This is a genomic window from Chelativorans petroleitrophicus (assembly GCF_025398195.1).
GTDB classification, from domain to species: domain Bacteria; phylum Pseudomonadota; class Alphaproteobacteria; order Rhizobiales; family Rhizobiaceae; genus Chelativorans; species Chelativorans petroleitrophicus.
In genome coordinates this window covers 1-14,830 of sequence record NZ_JAODNV010000012.1, presented here as the reverse complement: position 1 = coordinate 14,830, position 14,830 = coordinate 1, and the positions used below count along the sequence as shown (strand labels likewise).

Here is a 14,830-nt window from a genome sequence, read left to right as displayed (position 1 = left end):
TCAGACGTCGGCCGCCACCTTCATGGAGATGATCCTGTCCGGGTCGCGCACCGGCTCCCCGCGCTTGATGCGGTCGATGTTTTCCATTCCTTCGATCACGCGGCCCCAGACCGAATACTGCCGGTCGAGCCAGGGCGCATCATCGAAGCAGATGAAAAACTGCGAATTGGCCGAGTTCGGATTCTGGGTGCGGGCCATGGAGCAGGTGCCGCGCAGGTGCGGCAGATCCGAAAACTCCGCTTTCAGATCCGGCTTGTCGGAGCCGCCGGTACCCGTACCGGTCGGATCGCCCGTCTGCGCCATGAAACCCTCGATCACTCGGTGGAAGACGACCCCGTCATAAAAGCCCTCGCGCGCGAGTTCCTTGATGCGGGCCGCATGGGCGGGCGCCTTGTCGGGAAAGAGCTCGATCACCACACTTCCCTTGGTGGTCTCCATGAGAATCGTGTTCTCGGGGTCTTTGATCTCGGCCATTTCGTGCCCTTTCCAGGTTGTTATTCGTCGGCGGCGATGTAAACGCGCAGCATGCGGTCGGGGTCCTGAACCATACCATTGGCGGCCGGATTGCCCTTCTTGATCTGATCCACATATTCCATGCCGGATTCCACTTGGCCGACCACCGTGTAGCCTCCGTTCAGGTGGGGTGCCGGCGCGAACATGATGAAGAACTGGGAATTGGCCGAGTTCGGGTCCTGCGCGCGGGCCATGCCGACCGTGCCGCGCTCGAAAGGCTCGTCGGAAAACTCGGCCGGCAGATCAGGCAGATGCGAGCCCCCGGTCCCCGCGCGCTGCGGGTTGTAGCCGTCTTCCATATCGCCGTACTGCACGTCGCCCGTCTGCGCCATGAAGCCGTCGATCACCCGGTGAAAGGCCACATTGTCATAGGCTCCGTCCCGGGCAAGCTGCTTGATGCGCTCCACATGCTGGGGCGCCAGATCCGGCCTCAATCCTATTTCCACCTTCCCGCTTTCAAGCTCGATCACCAACGTGTTTTCCGGCTCTGCGGCCTGCCCTTCCGCGGCGCCAAGCGCGATGCATGCGGCAAGACAAAGGGATGCGGCGAAGGAAGAAAAGCGCATGAGGTAACTCTCCGGTTGTGTCCGTGTCCGTTTCAGGCGGCGAACTTCGCCTTCAGCGCGTCGGCCACGACGGCCGGCACGAAGGGACTCACGTCCCCGCCCATGGAGGCGATCTGCCGCACGAGTGTGGCCGTAATCGTGCGCACGGAGGGGCTCGCCGGCAGAAAAACGGTCTGCAGGTCCGGCGCCATGGTCTCGTTCATGCCGGCCATCTGCATCTCGTAGTCGAGATCGGTACCGTCGCGCAGGCCCCGGATCATGATCGAGGCCCCATGGGCACGTGCGGCATCCACCACCAGATTGTCGAAAGCCACGACCCGGATGCGGGCGGCATCCACGCCAAGCTCCGCCTCCGCCCAGCGCTCGATCAGCGACACGCGCTCCTCATAGGTGAAAAGCGGCTTCTTGCCCGGATGGATGCCGATGCCCACCACCACCGTATCGGCCACCGTCAGTGCGCCCCGCAGAACGTCCAGATGACCGTTGGTAAGCGGGTCGAAGGACCCGGCGTAAAAGGCCGTGCGCATTGTCATGTCCGAGCTTTATCGCGCCTCGCGGAGGATGGCAATTCACCTACCGCCGCGAAAGCGCCAGCCACAGGCCGCCGCCAATCAGGCAGGTTCCGGAGATGCGTTCGGCAAGGCGCATCCGCGCGCGCGTCAGCCTGGCGCCCGCTCCCCCGGCGGCGAGCGCGTAGAGCGAATCGAACAGCGTCGCCACCGCCATGAAGATCACACCCAGAAGCAGGGTCTGCCGGACCGGATCGCCCGCCGGATCAACGAATTGGGGAATGAAGGCACCGAAAAAGAGAAGCGCCTTGGGATTCGACCAGATTACGATGAATCCCTGCAGGACAAAGGAGCGGCTTGCCGGCATATTCGCCTCCTTGTCTTCGACAAGCCTGCCGTCCGAACGCCACATGCGGATGCCGAGCCAGACGAGATAGGCCGCTCCCAGGAACCGCAGGATCTCGAAAATGCTGCCCATGGCGCTCACCACTGCCGCCATGCCGAAGGCGAGCACGCCGATCATCAGAACCAGGCCGATCTGCGTTCCCAGAACGTTGAGAAGACCTGCCCGGGCGCCATGGCGCATGGCATTGGCCACGATGACCGTCACCGACGGTCCGGGCACGATCACGATCGCAAAGCAGGCAATGACGTAGGATACGAGCGCAGCATATTCGGGCATCGGCATCTTCCCCGTTTCGGCACCGGATCGTTCCGCGGCTCGGGAGAACGCCGGAACGATCTGGCCATCATTCTTCGCAACTCCGGACGGAAAGCGGGCAACCGCCTGTCCTGGAACCGCTCCGCTACGAAGCCACAGCCGGCCTTCAAACACAAGAGACGAGCCCGGGCCGGATGAACGCAAGTTGAACGCGGCGTTCAGCGCCGGTTGCGGCGCGATAGGTCACAGTGAACATCAAGAGCGGCGATGAAACCAAGGACGCGCTGGCTCGTTATTGCGACAAGGAGGCAAACCAATGCTGATCTTCACACTCGCAGCCGCCATGACCTTCGCAATGCTGATCGCCACCGCGTTCGGCCTTCATCAGGAAGCCCAGCGCGTGAGGCTGGAAGCCCGCACACGCCGGGATCATTTCCCCCGCCGATAGGATAGCAGCAGGTTATACGCCGCCGCTTCCCTCGTTGACCGGTGACGAAGCCTCATCTTCCGCGCCGTTGCCTTCGCCGTTTTGCGGCTCGGAAATGCGCTCCACCGAAACCACGCGCTCACCCTCGGCCGTGTTGAAGATGGTCACGCCCTTGGTGGCGCGGCTTGCGATGCGGATGCCCGACACCGGCACGCGAATGATCTGCCCGCCATTGGTGACCAGCATGATCTGATCGTCGTGCGCCACAGGGAAAGCGGCCACCAGCGCGCCGATCTCGTCGCGCTTGGATACGTCCGTTGCGCGGATGCCCTTGCCGCCGCGCCCCGTCAGGCGGAAATCGTAGGAGGAGGAGCGCTTCCCGTAGCCGTATTCGCTGACGGTCAGCACGAACTGCTCGCGCCGCTTCAGCTCCTCGTAGCGCTCGGGCGGGAGTACGGTCTCCTCGCCGATATCCTCATTGGTCAGCGTGATCTCCTCTTCCTCGCCGCCATTGGCAAGCCGGCGCTCGGCCGTCGCCTGCTTCAGATAGGCCGCGCGCTCAGCCGGAGTGGCCTCCACATGGCCGAGAATGGCCATGGAAATGACGCGGTCGCCCTCTGCCAGGCTGATGCCGCGCACGCCTACCGAGCTGCGCCCGGCGAAGACGCGCACATCCGTCACGGGGAAGCGGATGCACTGGCCGGACGCCGCCGTCAGCAGCACGTCGTCATCTTCAGTGCAGGTGTAGACCGCCAGGATCTCGTCCCCCGCATCGAGCTTCATGGCGATCTTGCCGTTGCGGTTCACCTGCACGAAATCCGACAGCTTGTTGCGCCGCACCGTGCCCCGCGTGGTGGCGAACATGACGTGAAGCTGATCCCAGCTCTCCTCGTCCTCCGGCAGGGGCATGATGGAGGTGATGCGCTCCCCCTCCTCCAGCGGCAGCATGTTGCGCAGGAACTTGCCCACCGATTGCGGCGTGCCCACCGGCAGCCGCCACACCTTCTCCTTGTAAACGATGCCGCGCGAGGAGAAGAAGAGGATCGGCGTATGGGTGCTCGCCACGAAAAGCCCGGTGACGAAATCCTCGTCCTTGGTCGACATGCCCGAGCGGCCCTTGCCGCCACGCGCCTGCGCCCGGTAAATGGAAAGCGGCACCCGCTTGATGTAGCCCTTGTGGGTGACGGTGACGACCATATCCTCGCGCTGGATAAGGTCCTCATCCTCCATGTCCGCGCCGCCGTCCACGATCTCGGTGCGCCGGGGCGTGCCGAATTCGTCGCGAACGGCGATCAGCTCGTCCTTGACGATGCCCAGAATGCGCGCGCGCGAGGACAGGATGTCGAGATAGTCCTGTATCTCCTCTCCGATCTTGTTCAGCTCGTCCGAGATTTCGTCGCGCCCGAGAGCGGTGAGCCTCTGCAGGCGCAGGTCGAGAATGGCGCGCGCCTGCTCCTCAGAGAGATTGTAGGTGCCGTCCTCGTTGATCCTGTGGCGCGGGTCGGCAATCAGCGTGATCAGCGCTTCCACGTCGCGCGCCGGCCAGCGCCGCTCCATGAGCTGTTCGCGCGCGCTCTGCGGATCGGGCGCATGGCGGATCAGCCGGATCACCTCGTCGATATTCGCCACCGCGATCGCAAGGCCCACCAGCACATGCGCCCGCTCGCGCGCCTTGCGCAACAGATATTTCGTGCGCCGGCTCACCACCTCCTCACGGAAGGCGATGAAGGCCTTGAGCATGTCGATGAGCATCAGCTGCTCCGGCTTGCCGCCATTGAGCGCCACCATGTTGGCGCCGAAGGTGCTCTGTAGCGGCGTGAAGCGGTAGAGCTGGTTGAGGATCACCTCCGCATTGGCATCCCGCTTCAGCTCAATGACGACGCGGTAGCCCTGCCGGTCGCTCTCGTCGCGGATGTCGGAGATGCCCTCGATGCGCTTGTCGCGCACGAGCTCGGCCATCTTCTCGATCATCTGGGCCTTGTTGACCTGATAGGGCACCTCGGTGACGATGATCGCCTCGCGGTCGCCGCGCACGCGCTCCACCGATGCTCTGCCGCGCATGATGATCGCGCCGCGCCCGGTGGAATAGGCGCTGTGAATGCCGGAACGGCCGAGGATGATCCCGCCGGTCGGGAAGTCCGGCCCGGGAATGATCTCCAGAAGCTGCGAAAGCTCCAGCGCCGGATTGTCGATCAGCGCCACGCAGCCCTCGATCACCTCGGACAGGTTGTGCGGCGGAATGTTGGTGGCCATGCCGACGGCGATGCCGCCCGAGCCGTTGACGAGCAGATTGGGGAACCTGGCAGGCAGAACCTCCGGCTCCTGCTTGGCGCCGTCATAGGTGTCGCGCCAGTTGACCGTCTCCTTGTCGATGTCCTCGAGCAGCTCGTGCGCCGCCTTGGTCAGCCGCGCCTCGGTGTAGCGCATGGCCGCCGGCGGATCGCCGTCGATGGAGCCGAAATTGCCCTGCCCGTCGATGAGCGGCAGGCGCATGGACCAGTCCTGCGCCATGCGCACCAGCGCGTCATAGATGGCAGCGTCGCCGTGCGGATGGTAGTTACCCATCACGTCGGCCACGGGGCGGGCCGATTTCACATATTTGCGGTTCCAGTGATAGCCGCTCTCGTGCGAGGCATAGAGAATGCGCCGATGCACGGGCTTCAGCCCGTCGCGCACGTCCGGCAGCGCCCTGCTCACGATTACGCTCATCGCGTAAGCGAGGTAGGACTGCTGCATTTCCTCGATGATCGAGATGGGCTCGATGTCGTCGGGGCCGCCGGGTTCCGGCGTGGTCTGGTCAGTCAAAACAGATCACATCTTTTTTGAGAGAATCATGTGCCCCTTATATAGGAAGCGGCGCGGAAACTCCAATGCGCCCATGCGCATTCCACCGTCGAAATTGGAACGGAAATCAAAAGGATAAGCCCCTTTTTCGCAATTGCAGCATGAGAGCGGCCATATGCCGCCGCAAAGAGCGGCTAACAGGCACCTCAGCGTGCCGCGCGCCATTCGCGCCCCGTTCTGCCCTGTCCCGATACGGCCCATCGGCGGGCTGCGATCCTGCGCCGCCTGGCGGTGACTATGGCTTAATCCGTCTGCGTGCTAGGGATCGGCAAACGGGAGAAAAACCAATGCCGGGATTCGACGCGCTCCTGAACGCCTTCGTCACGCTTCTGGTGACGGTGGACCCGTTCGGCCTAGCCCCGCTGTTTCTGGCGCTGACGGCGGGCATGGGGCGGGCGGAGCGCAACCAGGTGGCGGTTCGGGCCAGCCTCATCGGTCTCGGCGTGCTTGTTCTTTTCGCGCTGGCGGGCAGCGCGATCCTGGGCCTTCTTGGCATCACGCTCCCGGCCTTCCGCGTGGCCGGCGGCCTGCTCCTGTTCTACATCGCCTTCGAAATGATCTTCGAGCGGCGGCAGGAACGCCATGAAAGAAGCGCGGAGCGGGCAACGACGCGCGACATGATCGCCGATGTCGCAACCTTTCCCCTGGCCATTCCCCTGATCGCCGGTCCCGGCGCGATATCGGCCACGGTGCTCCTGTCAGGCAGCTTCGCCGGGGCGGCAAGCCTTGTGGCACTCACCCTCATCATCGCCGCGGTCATTGCAGTCACCTACGCCGTCTTCGTGCTCGCCGAGCGCATCGAGCGCTTTCTCGGCGAGACGGGCCGCTCCATCCTCACCCGCCTTCTCGGCGTGCTTCTGGCCGCGCTCGCCGTGCAGTTCGTCGCCGACGGAACGCGCGCGCTCGTCAACGCCGGGTGAGCAGCCCGCCCCGCGCCGCAAGGCGCTCAAGTGGGCGAACGCATCCTGGAAGCCTGCATCCTCCACCGTCATCCCGGAGCCGCGCAGCGGCTGTCCGGGACCCAGCAGCGCATCTCCACCGCCTCTCTGGGTCCCGGGTCTCGCTACGCTCGCCCGGGATGACGGTGGGAGGTGGTCGGATGATTCGATGAGTCCGGGATTGCAGCGAACGACTTCCCGGCGAGGCGGACCGCCTTCCCTTACCTCCTTCCCGGCGCGCCCTGACATTTGTCGTGCAACGCCGCCAGTTGGGATGAGCACACCTGCCGCTGCCGGCTGAGCATCCGGCACCACGATCGCGCCGGGCTTTAAACGATTACTGGTTTGCCGCGCCGATCGCGTTCGACAGTCTCTGCGCCAGGTCGGGATCGGCCTGCGCCGACTGGATGATCTGGTTGTACTCATCGACCGTGATGCCCTCGGTCGCTTCCACCGCCTGCAGCATCTTTTGACCGGCCTCGTTCTGGATCTGCTGCTGCTCGGCCTCGGAACCGGCCTGTTGAAGCCGCTGCGTATACTCCTGCTTGATCTTTTCCACCTCGAGGAAAGCCACGGCGAAGGAGTTCAGCTTCTCGTCGGGAACGGCGGGCGCCTCGATGGCGGGGGCCGGCGTCGCGGGCTGCTCGGAGCCCTGAGCCAGCACATTGGGAGCGAAGGCAATGCCTGCACACAGGGCCGCCACGGCAGCCAAGGTTTTCGAGCGGTTCACGATCATGGTCTTCATCCTCTGAAGCTCTTGTCTCAACGGCCGGGCGAATCCCGAACCGCGCCGCCGGCGGACCTTGCCAACCGGGCGGAAGTGCTACCATCGGGGATGAATGCGGCCGTTATGGCCAAATCCGGCGCACCGGCCATCATTTCCGGTTAACCCCGGTAATGAAGCCTGACCGACCGTGACCGACCCCCATAAAGTTGGACACAGCTTTCAGAGGTCAGTTCACCCGTCACGCAGGCCCTTTAGGGCCCAGACTCATAACCAGTAGCTCACGGTTGCTGCGATGCAGACGGCGTCCAGAAAGTTCGTGGCAAGCCTGTCATAGCGGGTGCCGATGCGTCGGAAGTCCTTGAGGCGGCAGAACATGCGCTCGATGGCGTTGCGGTCGCGGTAGAAAATAGGGCGAGAAGCAGTTCTTCCACTTCCGGTTTGCCTTCAGCGGTATGTTTGCGAAGGCGCCGCGCTCCTTGACCTGACGACGGATGGCGTCGCTATCATACCCTTTGTCGGCATTCAGAAGAGATGTCGGCGGCATCAGCTGCTGGATGAGCACTTCGCCAGCTTTGCAGTCGGCGATGTGGCCTTCGGTCAGAAGAAGAAGATTGGCCTGCAAAGCTCATCGGTCAGGGCCTGGATCTTGGTGGTGTAGCCGCCGCGCAATCTGCCGATCGCCTGCCGCTGATCACTCGTCGGTCATCCACGCGCGCCTATCTTGATCCAACACCTATTTTGCCGGCGCGAAACGCGCCGGCCACCCGCCGATGCCGATCGAGGCCATTTTGCAAATCCGTCTCACCGACTGTTGCGGCCGCCGCAGAGCCTGAGTGTCCGCTCGCCCAGCCTCCTGCCTAGAATGGAATCTCGTCGTCCAGCTCGCGCGAATAACCTCCGCCACCGCCGGGATTCTCCGCCGGTCCGGACTGGCCGAAATCGCCGCGGCCGATGCCATAGCCGATCTGGTTCTCGCCGCCCTGCCCGCGTGAATCGAGCATCTGCAGCTCCCCGCGATACTTCTGCAGCACAACCTCTGTCGTGTAGCGGTCCTGGCCGGACTGGTCCTGCCATTTGCGCGTCTGGAGCTGGCCCTCGATATAGACCTTCATTCCCTTCTTCAGATACTGCTCAGCAACCTTCGCCAGATTGTCGTTGAAGATCACCACATTGTGCCACTCGGTGCGCTCGCGGCGTTCGCCCGTATTGCGGTCGCGCCAGGTCTCCGAGGTCGCAATCCTGAGATTGGCCACCGGGTCGCCGGAAGGCAGCCGCCGGATCTCCGGATCGGCGCCCAGATTGCCCACCAGAATGACCTTGTTTACGCTGCCCGCCATCACATCACTCCACTCGTGTCGGTCACCGTCCCGGAGCTGCCGTTTCCCGAAAAGGAGAGCAGCACATCTCCGCCTGACCGTCGACCATACCCCATATGCACCCGCCGCGCCTTCCGCCAGAGCTCAAAGCCATCGGCCGTCCACAGCTCATTTGTTCTCATTTTGTTCTAGCATGGAGCGCCCTCGCCTGCAACCGTGAACTTCGGTGAGCCTCCCGGAAATCATATATCGGGCATACAGGAGGCCCTGCCGCCGCTCTGTCTCCGGGCGCGCAGGGCCGGTTCGACTTATATCGTCAATGCCGGGAATGGATTACCGGCCATTTACGGACGGCATGAACCGTCCGGTGCAGTTTCCGGTTTTTCGAAATCCGGCCGGACTGGACTTTCCGGACCAAAGCGCGCCTTGCCATGCCGGACATGTGCGCGCGGAGCGGTTGCCGTTTCAGTCCCGAGCCGGCCGTGGCTCCACCGAGGTGGAGCCGCTCGGACTGTCGGGTGGAGTCATGCCTCCCTCCTTGAGCCGGTTGCTCCAAATTGCCGCGGCGCTCGCGCCTCGCCTGCCGGTTCCGGCGCCAGCCGCCCTTTCGGCAACAGAGAGTCTGCGACGACCCGGGCCCGCCGTCAACCCCTGCCGCGCATTTCTGCGAAATCCGTTCGCTTACCAGGACGCTTGGGAACGGCACGATCTGTCAGGATGTTGTTCGGCCTTTGTTCTTTTCGCTTGCCCTTGCGGCGAAAAAGCTGGAAAAGACGCCAGCGCCTCTTTGAAGGCAGGAGACGTCCAAGCTCTTCGACACGCGCGGCACCGCTCCCATATATGCAGGGCCGGCGCACCTGTTGGTATGTGTCGGATCCACTGAGACAAGGCAGGGCATGCCCGAGCACAAGTTCATTTCCATTCGCGGCGCGCGCGAGCACAATCTGAAGAACGTCGATCTCGATCTCCCGCGCGAGAAGCTGATCGTCATGACCGGGCTTTCGGGCTCCGGCAAGTCGTCGCTCGCCTTCGACACGATCTATGCCGAGGGCCAGCGGCGCTATGTGGAAAGCCTGTCGGCTTATGCGCGCCAGTTCTTGGAGATGATGCAGAAGCCGGACGTCGACCAGATCAATGGCCTGTCGCCCGCCATCTCCATCGAGCAGAAGACCACCTCGAAGAACCCGCGCTCCACCGTCGGTACGGTCACCGAGATCTACGACTACATGCGCCTGCTCTTCGCGCGGGTGGGCGTGCCCTATTCGCCGGCCACCGGCCTGCCGATCGAGAGCCAGACGGTGAGCCAGATGGTGGACCGGGTGCTGGCGCTGGAGGAAGGCACGCGCCTCTACATCCTCGCCCCCATCGTGCGCGGGCGTAAGGGCGAATACCGCAAGGAGCTCGCCGAGCTTCAGAAGAAGGGCTTCCAGCGCGTCAAGGTCGACGGCCAGTTCTACGAGATCGCGGACGTCCCCGCGCTCGACAAGAAATACAAGCACGACATCGACGTGGTGGTGGACCGCATCGTGGTCCGTGCCGACATCGCCACGCGCCTTGCTGACTCGCTCGAGACCTGCCTCAAGCTCTCCGACGGCCTCGCCATCGCCGAGTTCGCCGACCGGCCCCTGCCGCCCGAGCAGACGGCCGAAGGGGGCGCCGCCAACAAATCCAAGAACGAAACGCACGAGCGTATCGTCTTCTCGGAAAAATTCGCCTGCCCGGTCTCGGGCTTCACCATCCCCGAGATAGAGCCGCGCCTCTTCTCCTTCAACAACCCCGCCGGCGCCTGCCCCGCCTGCGACGGGCTCGGCAGCCAGCGCGCCATCGACCCGGACCTCGTGGTGCCGGACGAGAACGCCATCCTGCGCGAGGGCGCCATCGCCCCCTGGGCGAAGTCCACCTCGCCCTATTACCTGCAGACGCTGGAAGCCCTCGGCAAGGAATACGGCTTCAAGGTCGGCAACCGCTGGAAGGACCTGTCCGAGGAGGCGAAGAACGCCATCCTCTTCGGCACGGGCGAGAAGAAGATCGCCTTCGACTACAATGACGGCCTGCGCTCATACCGCACGTCAAAACCCTTCGAGGGCGTCGTCAACAATCTGCAGCGCCGCTGGAAGGAGACGGAATCGGCCTGGATGCGCGAGGAGATCGAGCGCTTCATGTCGTCCTACCCCTGCCCGGCCTGCAACGGCTATCGGCTGAAGCCAGAGGCGCTCGCCGTCAAGATCGACGGTCTTCACATCGGCGAAGTCACCGAAATGTCGATCCGCAAGGCCGGCGCCTGGTTCGAGGCGCTGCCCGAAAAACTCAACGACAAGCAGAACGAGATCGCCGCGCGCATCCTCAAGGAGATCCGCGAGCGCCTCAACTTCCTCAACGACGTCGGCCTCGACTATCTCACCCTCTCGCGCAATTCCGGCTCGCTTTCGGGCGGCGAGAGCCAGCGCATCCGCCTTGCCTCGCAGATCGGCTCGGGGCTGACCGGCGTGCTCTACGTGCTCGACGAGCCCTCCATCGGCCTTCACCAGCGCGACAACGACCGGCTCCTTGCCACGCTCAAGCACCTGCGCGACCTCGGCAACACGGTCATCGTGGTCGAGCACGACGAGGACGCCATCCTTTCCGCCGACCACGTGGTGGACATCGGCCCCGCCGCGGGCGTCCATGGCGGCCGCGTCATCGCCGAGGGCACGCCGCAGGACATCATGGCGAACCCCGCCTCCATCACCGGCAAGTATCTCACCGGCGAGCTCTCCATCCCCATGCCCGCCCGCCGCCGCGAGATCTCGAAGAAGCGGCGCATCCGCGTCGTCGGCGCGCGCGGCAACAACCTCAAGAACGTCACGGCCGAGATCCCGCTCGGCACCTTCACCTGCGTCACCGGCGTGTCGGGCGGCGGCAAGTCCACCTTCCTCATCGAAACGCTCTACAAGGCCGCCTCCCGCCGCATCATGGGCTCGAAGGAGCACCCGGCCGAGCATGACCGCATCGAGGGCCTCGAATTCCTCGACAAGGTCATCGACATCGACCAGTCCCCCATCGGCCGCACGCCGCGCTCCAATCCCGCCACCTACACCGGCGCCTTCACGCCGATCCGCGACTGGTTTGCGGGCCTGCCCGAAGCCAAGGCGCGCGGCTACCAGCCCGGCCGCTTCTCCTTCAACGTCAAGGGCGGGCGCTGCGAGGCCTGCCAGGGCGACGGCGTCATCAAGATCGAGATGCACTTCCTGCCGGACGTGTACGTGACCTGCGACGTCTGCCACGGCAAGCGCTACAATCGCGAAACGCTGGAAGTCCTCTTCAAGGGCAAGTCGATCGCCGACGTGCTGGAAATGACGGTCGATGAGGGCGTCGAGTTCTTCTCCGCCGTGCCCGCCGTGCGCGACAAGCTCCTCACCCTCTCCCGCGTCGGCCTCGGCTACATCCATATCGGCCAGCAGGCCACCACGCTTTCAGGCGGCGAGGCGCAGCGCATCAAGCTCGCCAAGGAGCTGTCGAAGAAGGCCACCGGCCGCACGCTCTACATCCTCGACGAGCCCACCACCGGCCTCCACTTCCACGACGTCGCCAAGCTGCTCGAAGTCCTGCACGAGCTGGTCGACCAGGGCAACACCGTGGTCGTCATCGAGCACAATCTGGAGGTCATCAAGACCGCCGACTGGATTCTCGACTTAGGGCCGGAGGGCGGCGACGGCGGCGGCGAACTCGTCGTCGCCGGCTCCATCGACGACGTCATGGCCGAACCGCGCAGCTACACCGGCAAGTTCCTGCGGGAGTTGTTGGAGAGAAGGCCGGGGAGGAAGAGGGAAGCGGCGGAGTAACATTGCGAATGAAGGTTTAAGGCCGCAAGGAACGCACAGTTCGTGCGGTAGTTGATCGATTAACAGACGTTAAGCGAAGCTAGGGCTTTCATTGCCGCAGGGACAGGGCGCGCGTAGATAACCACTGGTTGAGCGCACGATGTTCATTATCCTGTGATTTCTTCATAGAGTCCGTCGAACAAGGTGCGCATGAAGGTCAATGCGTCCTGATCCTCCTGAAGCAACTTTCGAACCGCAGCCTCGTACTTGGGGCGTGCAAGTCCTAAACCATTGACAATGCGAGCTAGCGCACCGCTCTCGCGCAACGGGTACCGTTGCAGAAGACCTTCCAGGTCGCGTCCTTTGATCAGTGTATCAATTGCCGTGATCTCCGCAGCCCGGATAGCATCAACGTCAACCCGAATTTCGACAGTAGGTTTGTTACGGATATCGTCCTTGTTAGGAAGATGATCGAAAATCTGCCGCCGAACCAAACGCTCAACTGCGTTCTGGACCAGGTGCTCTCGGCTCACCGTAACGGCCTCGATCGCCCCAGTGACAGCGCGATCAAAAAGCTCTTGGTAGTCTTCCCCTGTCACGGCCGCTTGACGCATGGCAATTCGCCGCACCATCTCAGGATGGAAGTACAGCGCCTCAACCGAAAAATGGGAAAGAACATAAACGCCCAATGCCTGTAGGCGGGCTATGTCCTCAGCTGAACGTCGATCGTTATCAACGATTCCCCAAGCATGCACCCAATGGATGTCCTTTGCTTCGCGCAGGCCACGCACGGCATGTTCAACATCCCTGCAGCTGGACTTAGGAACAATAGAGACTTGAGGGAAAATCAGGCTGTAGAGCGGTGCGTCTAGGCTTTGCGGTGTACCTTCAACGAACACGATCTTCTGCCTAGCTCCAAGAATATCCCGCTTCAACTCGTCATCGACAGCGGCATTAGGTTCTAACAGATCCGCAGACCAATAATCTGGCCGAGAGCCGTTATAGACACAGGATCGGACAAGGAGAGTCTGCGAGCCAGGATTATCGACAGGCAACATTAGCTCATGGGTAGAGATGATGAAAGCGCAGTCAGGGCGCTTTTCAAAGAGTAGCGTCAGCAGTGGTGAAATGATCGCCCGATGCAAGTGGCGCTCAGGCTCGTCGATGAGCACCAGGCTCTCCGGAGCTGCCGTCAGAACGTTGGCTGCAATGAGGAAGGCATTTCTCTCCCCATCTGACAATTCGGCAACGCTGTAGGCGGCTCCTCCATTGCGACGGGCAACGACCTTCTGCCGTTCTTCAAGGCTAATCTCGATTGGAATGTTCGAAAGTCGCATCAGTTCATTGATCACTTGGATTGGGCCGGGAATCCTGGCTTTCTCCTGGGCGCCTGCTGGATTCCCTGACCGAACTAGAGCAGCAATCTCACGCTCCAACATGATGTCAGAATCAATCAGATCATAGATCGCGACACTCGCTCGCTGGGCCGCATATTCTTCCCGATACCGAGCGTATAGCTGCTGGTCCTGAGAGCGGATGTCCCGCTCGAGGTTGTCGCGCAACTGCGGCGTCATATCGAGGGCGTCGGAGGTGAACCACGTTTGACGGTGGGCAGATATTCGCTTCGCATGCTGGCTGTGGGCTTGGAAGAATCGCGATATCAGGCTGGACTTCCCAGTACCGTTAGCGCCGAGAATGAAGAGGATTTCTCCTACATTCAGCTCCCTGCGGAATTCCCTTCCATCTTTGAGTGGAAAACTTAATTGGAAACTCTTGGGCATATTATCTTTTTCCTCCTACTACTCGTTAGTGGACAGGATGCAAGGTCGAACCAATAGCAAGCTTTGCCAGACGGTGGATCAGCATCCAGACAATCACATCCTCACCTCCCCCTCCCCGCCGCCATCAATATCTCCGCGCACACTCCGTCGATGTTGCGGATCACGTCGTCGTTCCAGAACCTGAGCACCCTGAAGCCGCTTGCGCGAAAATGCGCGTCGCGCACTTGATCCCGCACCGATTCCGCATGCTGCCCGCCATCCACCTCAACGATCAGCTTCGGGCGAAAGCAGACGAAGTCGAGAATGTAGCCGTCGAGCGGATATTGCCGGCGGAAGGTCAGCCCCTCGAGCCGGCTGCGCCGCAGCGCCTGCCAGAGCAGGTTTTCCGCCTTGGTCGCGTCCTTGCGCATGGCGCGCGCATGGGCACGGTGGCTCACCGGCGGCTGGTAGCGCATCAGTCCCCCCGATCATTCCCCTTGCGGGAAGATTAATGCCTGGCGGGGCTAGGGCCAAGAATTCGTGTTCCGGTGGGAGTGTTTGGGGCAGAATTATCCCCCCTCTTGCGAATTCTAAGGGCTTGGCTTCGCCAAACCCAAGAATTCGCTTTCTCCCCCGCAAAGGGGGGAGATAACGCCGGCATCGGCCTCGCTGCCAGTCGCAGATGCTGCGATTTGCGGAGGCGACAGCGCAGCGCGCCCTATCTCCCCCCTTTGCGGGGGAGAAAGCAAAATCAACATCTTGGCGAAGC

Annotated in this window: 12 protein-coding genes and 1 pseudogene; 3 read left to right on the top strand and 10 right to left on the bottom strand. The window is 62.7% G+C overall.

Going from position 1 to position 14,830, the window contains the following annotated elements; all coding sequences use genetic code 11:
- The 4 genes from NYR54_RS11665 to NYR54_RS11650 are packed head-to-tail and all read right to left on the bottom strand — an operon-like array spanning position 1 to position 2,276.
- On the bottom strand, positions 1-474 hold the full coding sequence (locus tag NYR54_RS11665) for a peptidylprolyl isomerase (protein ID WP_261515837.1): 474 nt from the start codon (positions 472-474) through the stop codon (positions 1-3).
- Positions 475-494: 20 nt separating this feature from the next.
- A complete protein-coding gene (locus NYR54_RS11660; RefSeq protein WP_261515836.1) occupies positions 495-1,079 on the bottom strand; it encodes a peptidylprolyl isomerase in 585 nt (194 codons plus the stop codon).
- Between the two features lie 32 nt (positions 1,080-1,111).
- Positions 1,112-1,606, bottom strand: coding sequence for a pantetheine-phosphate adenylyltransferase (gene coaD, locus NYR54_RS11655; RefSeq protein WP_261515835.1), 495 nt, complete (start codon positions 1,604-1,606; stop codon positions 1,112-1,114).
- Positions 1,607-1,652: 46 nt separating this feature from the next.
- Positions 1,653-2,276 (bottom strand): LysE family translocator, encoded by a 624-nt coding sequence (locus NYR54_RS11650; protein WP_261515834.1) that lies wholly within the window; start codon positions 2,274-2,276, stop codon positions 1,653-1,655.
- A 289-nt stretch (positions 2,277-2,565) separates the two neighbouring features.
- Between NYR54_RS11650 and NYR54_RS11645 the strand changes: the two genes are divergently transcribed.
- Complete coding sequence (locus NYR54_RS11645; RefSeq protein ID WP_261515833.1) at positions 2,566-2,697, top strand: hypothetical protein; 132 nt, start codon at positions 2,566-2,568, stop codon at positions 2,695-2,697.
- 12 nt (positions 2,698-2,709) lie between these two features.
- Here NYR54_RS11645 and gyrA read toward each other — a convergent pair whose 3' ends face one another.
- A complete protein-coding gene (gyrA, locus tag NYR54_RS11640; RefSeq protein ID WP_261515832.1) occupies positions 2,710-5,481 on the bottom strand; it encodes a DNA gyrase subunit A in 2,772 nt (923 codons plus the stop codon).
- A 326-nt stretch (positions 5,482-5,807) separates the two neighbouring features.
- Between gyrA and NYR54_RS11635 the strand changes: the two genes are divergently transcribed.
- On the top strand, positions 5,808-6,440 hold the full coding sequence (locus NYR54_RS11635; RefSeq protein ID WP_261515831.1) for a MarC family protein: 633 nt from the start codon (positions 5,808-5,810) through the stop codon (positions 6,438-6,440).
- 355 nt (positions 6,441-6,795) lie between these two features.
- On the opposite strand, the gene NYR54_RS11630 is transcribed toward NYR54_RS11635, so the two are convergent.
- The 3 genes and pseudogenes from NYR54_RS11630 to NYR54_RS11620 form a co-directional block, all read right to left on the bottom strand.
- Positions 6,796-7,203, bottom strand: coding sequence for a DUF4168 domain-containing protein (locus NYR54_RS11630; protein ID WP_261515830.1), 408 nt, complete (start codon positions 7,201-7,203; stop codon positions 6,796-6,798).
- Positions 7,204-7,449: 246 nt separating this feature from the next.
- Positions 7,450-7,878 (bottom strand): annotated as a pseudogene (locus NYR54_RS11625) (IS5 family transposase); the annotation flags it as partial.
- Positions 7,879-8,042: 164 nt separating this feature from the next.
- Positions 8,043-8,522, bottom strand: coding sequence for a single-stranded DNA-binding protein (locus NYR54_RS11620; protein ID WP_279327510.1), 480 nt, complete (start codon positions 8,520-8,522; stop codon positions 8,043-8,045).
- A gap of 875 nt (positions 8,523-9,397) precedes the next feature.
- On the opposite strand from NYR54_RS11620, the gene uvrA reads away from it, so the two are divergent.
- A complete protein-coding gene (gene uvrA, locus NYR54_RS11615; protein WP_261515828.1) occupies positions 9,398-12,322 on the top strand; it encodes an excinuclease ABC subunit UvrA in 2,925 nt (974 codons plus the stop codon).
- A 146-nt stretch (positions 12,323-12,468) separates the two neighbouring features.
- Here the strand turns inward: uvrA and NYR54_RS11610 are convergent, their stop codons facing one another.
- Both NYR54_RS11610 and NYR54_RS11605 read right to left on the bottom strand, forming a co-directional pair.
- A complete protein-coding gene (locus NYR54_RS11610; protein ID WP_261515827.1) occupies positions 12,469-14,082 on the bottom strand; it encodes an ATP-binding protein in 1,614 nt (537 codons plus the stop codon).
- Between the two features lie 101 nt (positions 14,083-14,183).
- The gene (locus tag NYR54_RS11605) at positions 14,184-14,537 is read right to left on the bottom strand and encodes an endonuclease domain-containing protein (RefSeq protein WP_261515826.1); all 354 of its coding nucleotides are present in this window, start codon (positions 14,535-14,537) and stop codon (positions 14,184-14,186) included.
- Positions 14,538-14,830: the final 293 nt, after the last annotated feature.

Excerpts from the sequence above, each read along its gene's own strand:
- coaD (WP_261515835.1), bottom strand. The coding sequence starts at position 1,606 with ATGCGCACGGCCTTTTACGCCGGGTCCTTCGACCCGCTTACCAACGGT.
- NYR54_RS11605 (WP_261515826.1), bottom strand. The coding sequence starts at position 14,537 with ATGCGCTACCAGCCGCCGGTGAGCCACCGTGCCCATGCGCGCGCCATG.
- NYR54_RS11660 (WP_261515836.1), bottom strand. The coding sequence starts at position 1,079 with ATGCGCTTTTCTTCCTTCGCCGCATCCCTTTGTCTTGCCGCATGCATC.
- NYR54_RS11635 (WP_261515831.1), top strand. The coding sequence starts at position 5,808 with ATGCCGGGATTCGACGCGCTCCTGAACGCCTTCGTCACGCTTCTGGTG.
- NYR54_RS11645 (WP_261515833.1), top strand. The coding sequence starts at position 2,566 with ATGCTGATCTTCACACTCGCAGCCGCCATGACCTTCGCAATGCTGATC.
- NYR54_RS11650 (WP_261515834.1), bottom strand. The coding sequence starts at position 2,276 with ATGCCGATGCCCGAATATGCTGCGCTCGTATCCTACGTCATTGCCTGC.
- NYR54_RS11620 (WP_279327510.1), bottom strand. The coding sequence starts at position 8,522 with ATGGCGGGCAGCGTAAACAAGGTCATTCTGGTGGGCAATCTGGGCGCC.
- NYR54_RS11630 (WP_261515830.1), bottom strand. The coding sequence starts at position 7,203 with ATGAAGACCATGATCGTGAACCGCTCGAAAACCTTGGCTGCCGTGGCG.
- NYR54_RS11665 (WP_261515837.1), bottom strand. The coding sequence starts at position 474 with ATGGCCGAGATCAAAGACCCCGAGAACACGATTCTCATGGAGACCACC.
- NYR54_RS11610 (WP_261515827.1), bottom strand. The coding sequence starts at position 14,082 with ATGCCCAAGAGTTTCCAATTAAGTTTTCCACTCAAAGATGGAAGGGAA.
- uvrA (WP_261515828.1), top strand. The coding sequence starts at position 9,398 with ATGCCCGAGCACAAGTTCATTTCCATTCGCGGCGCGCGCGAGCACAAT.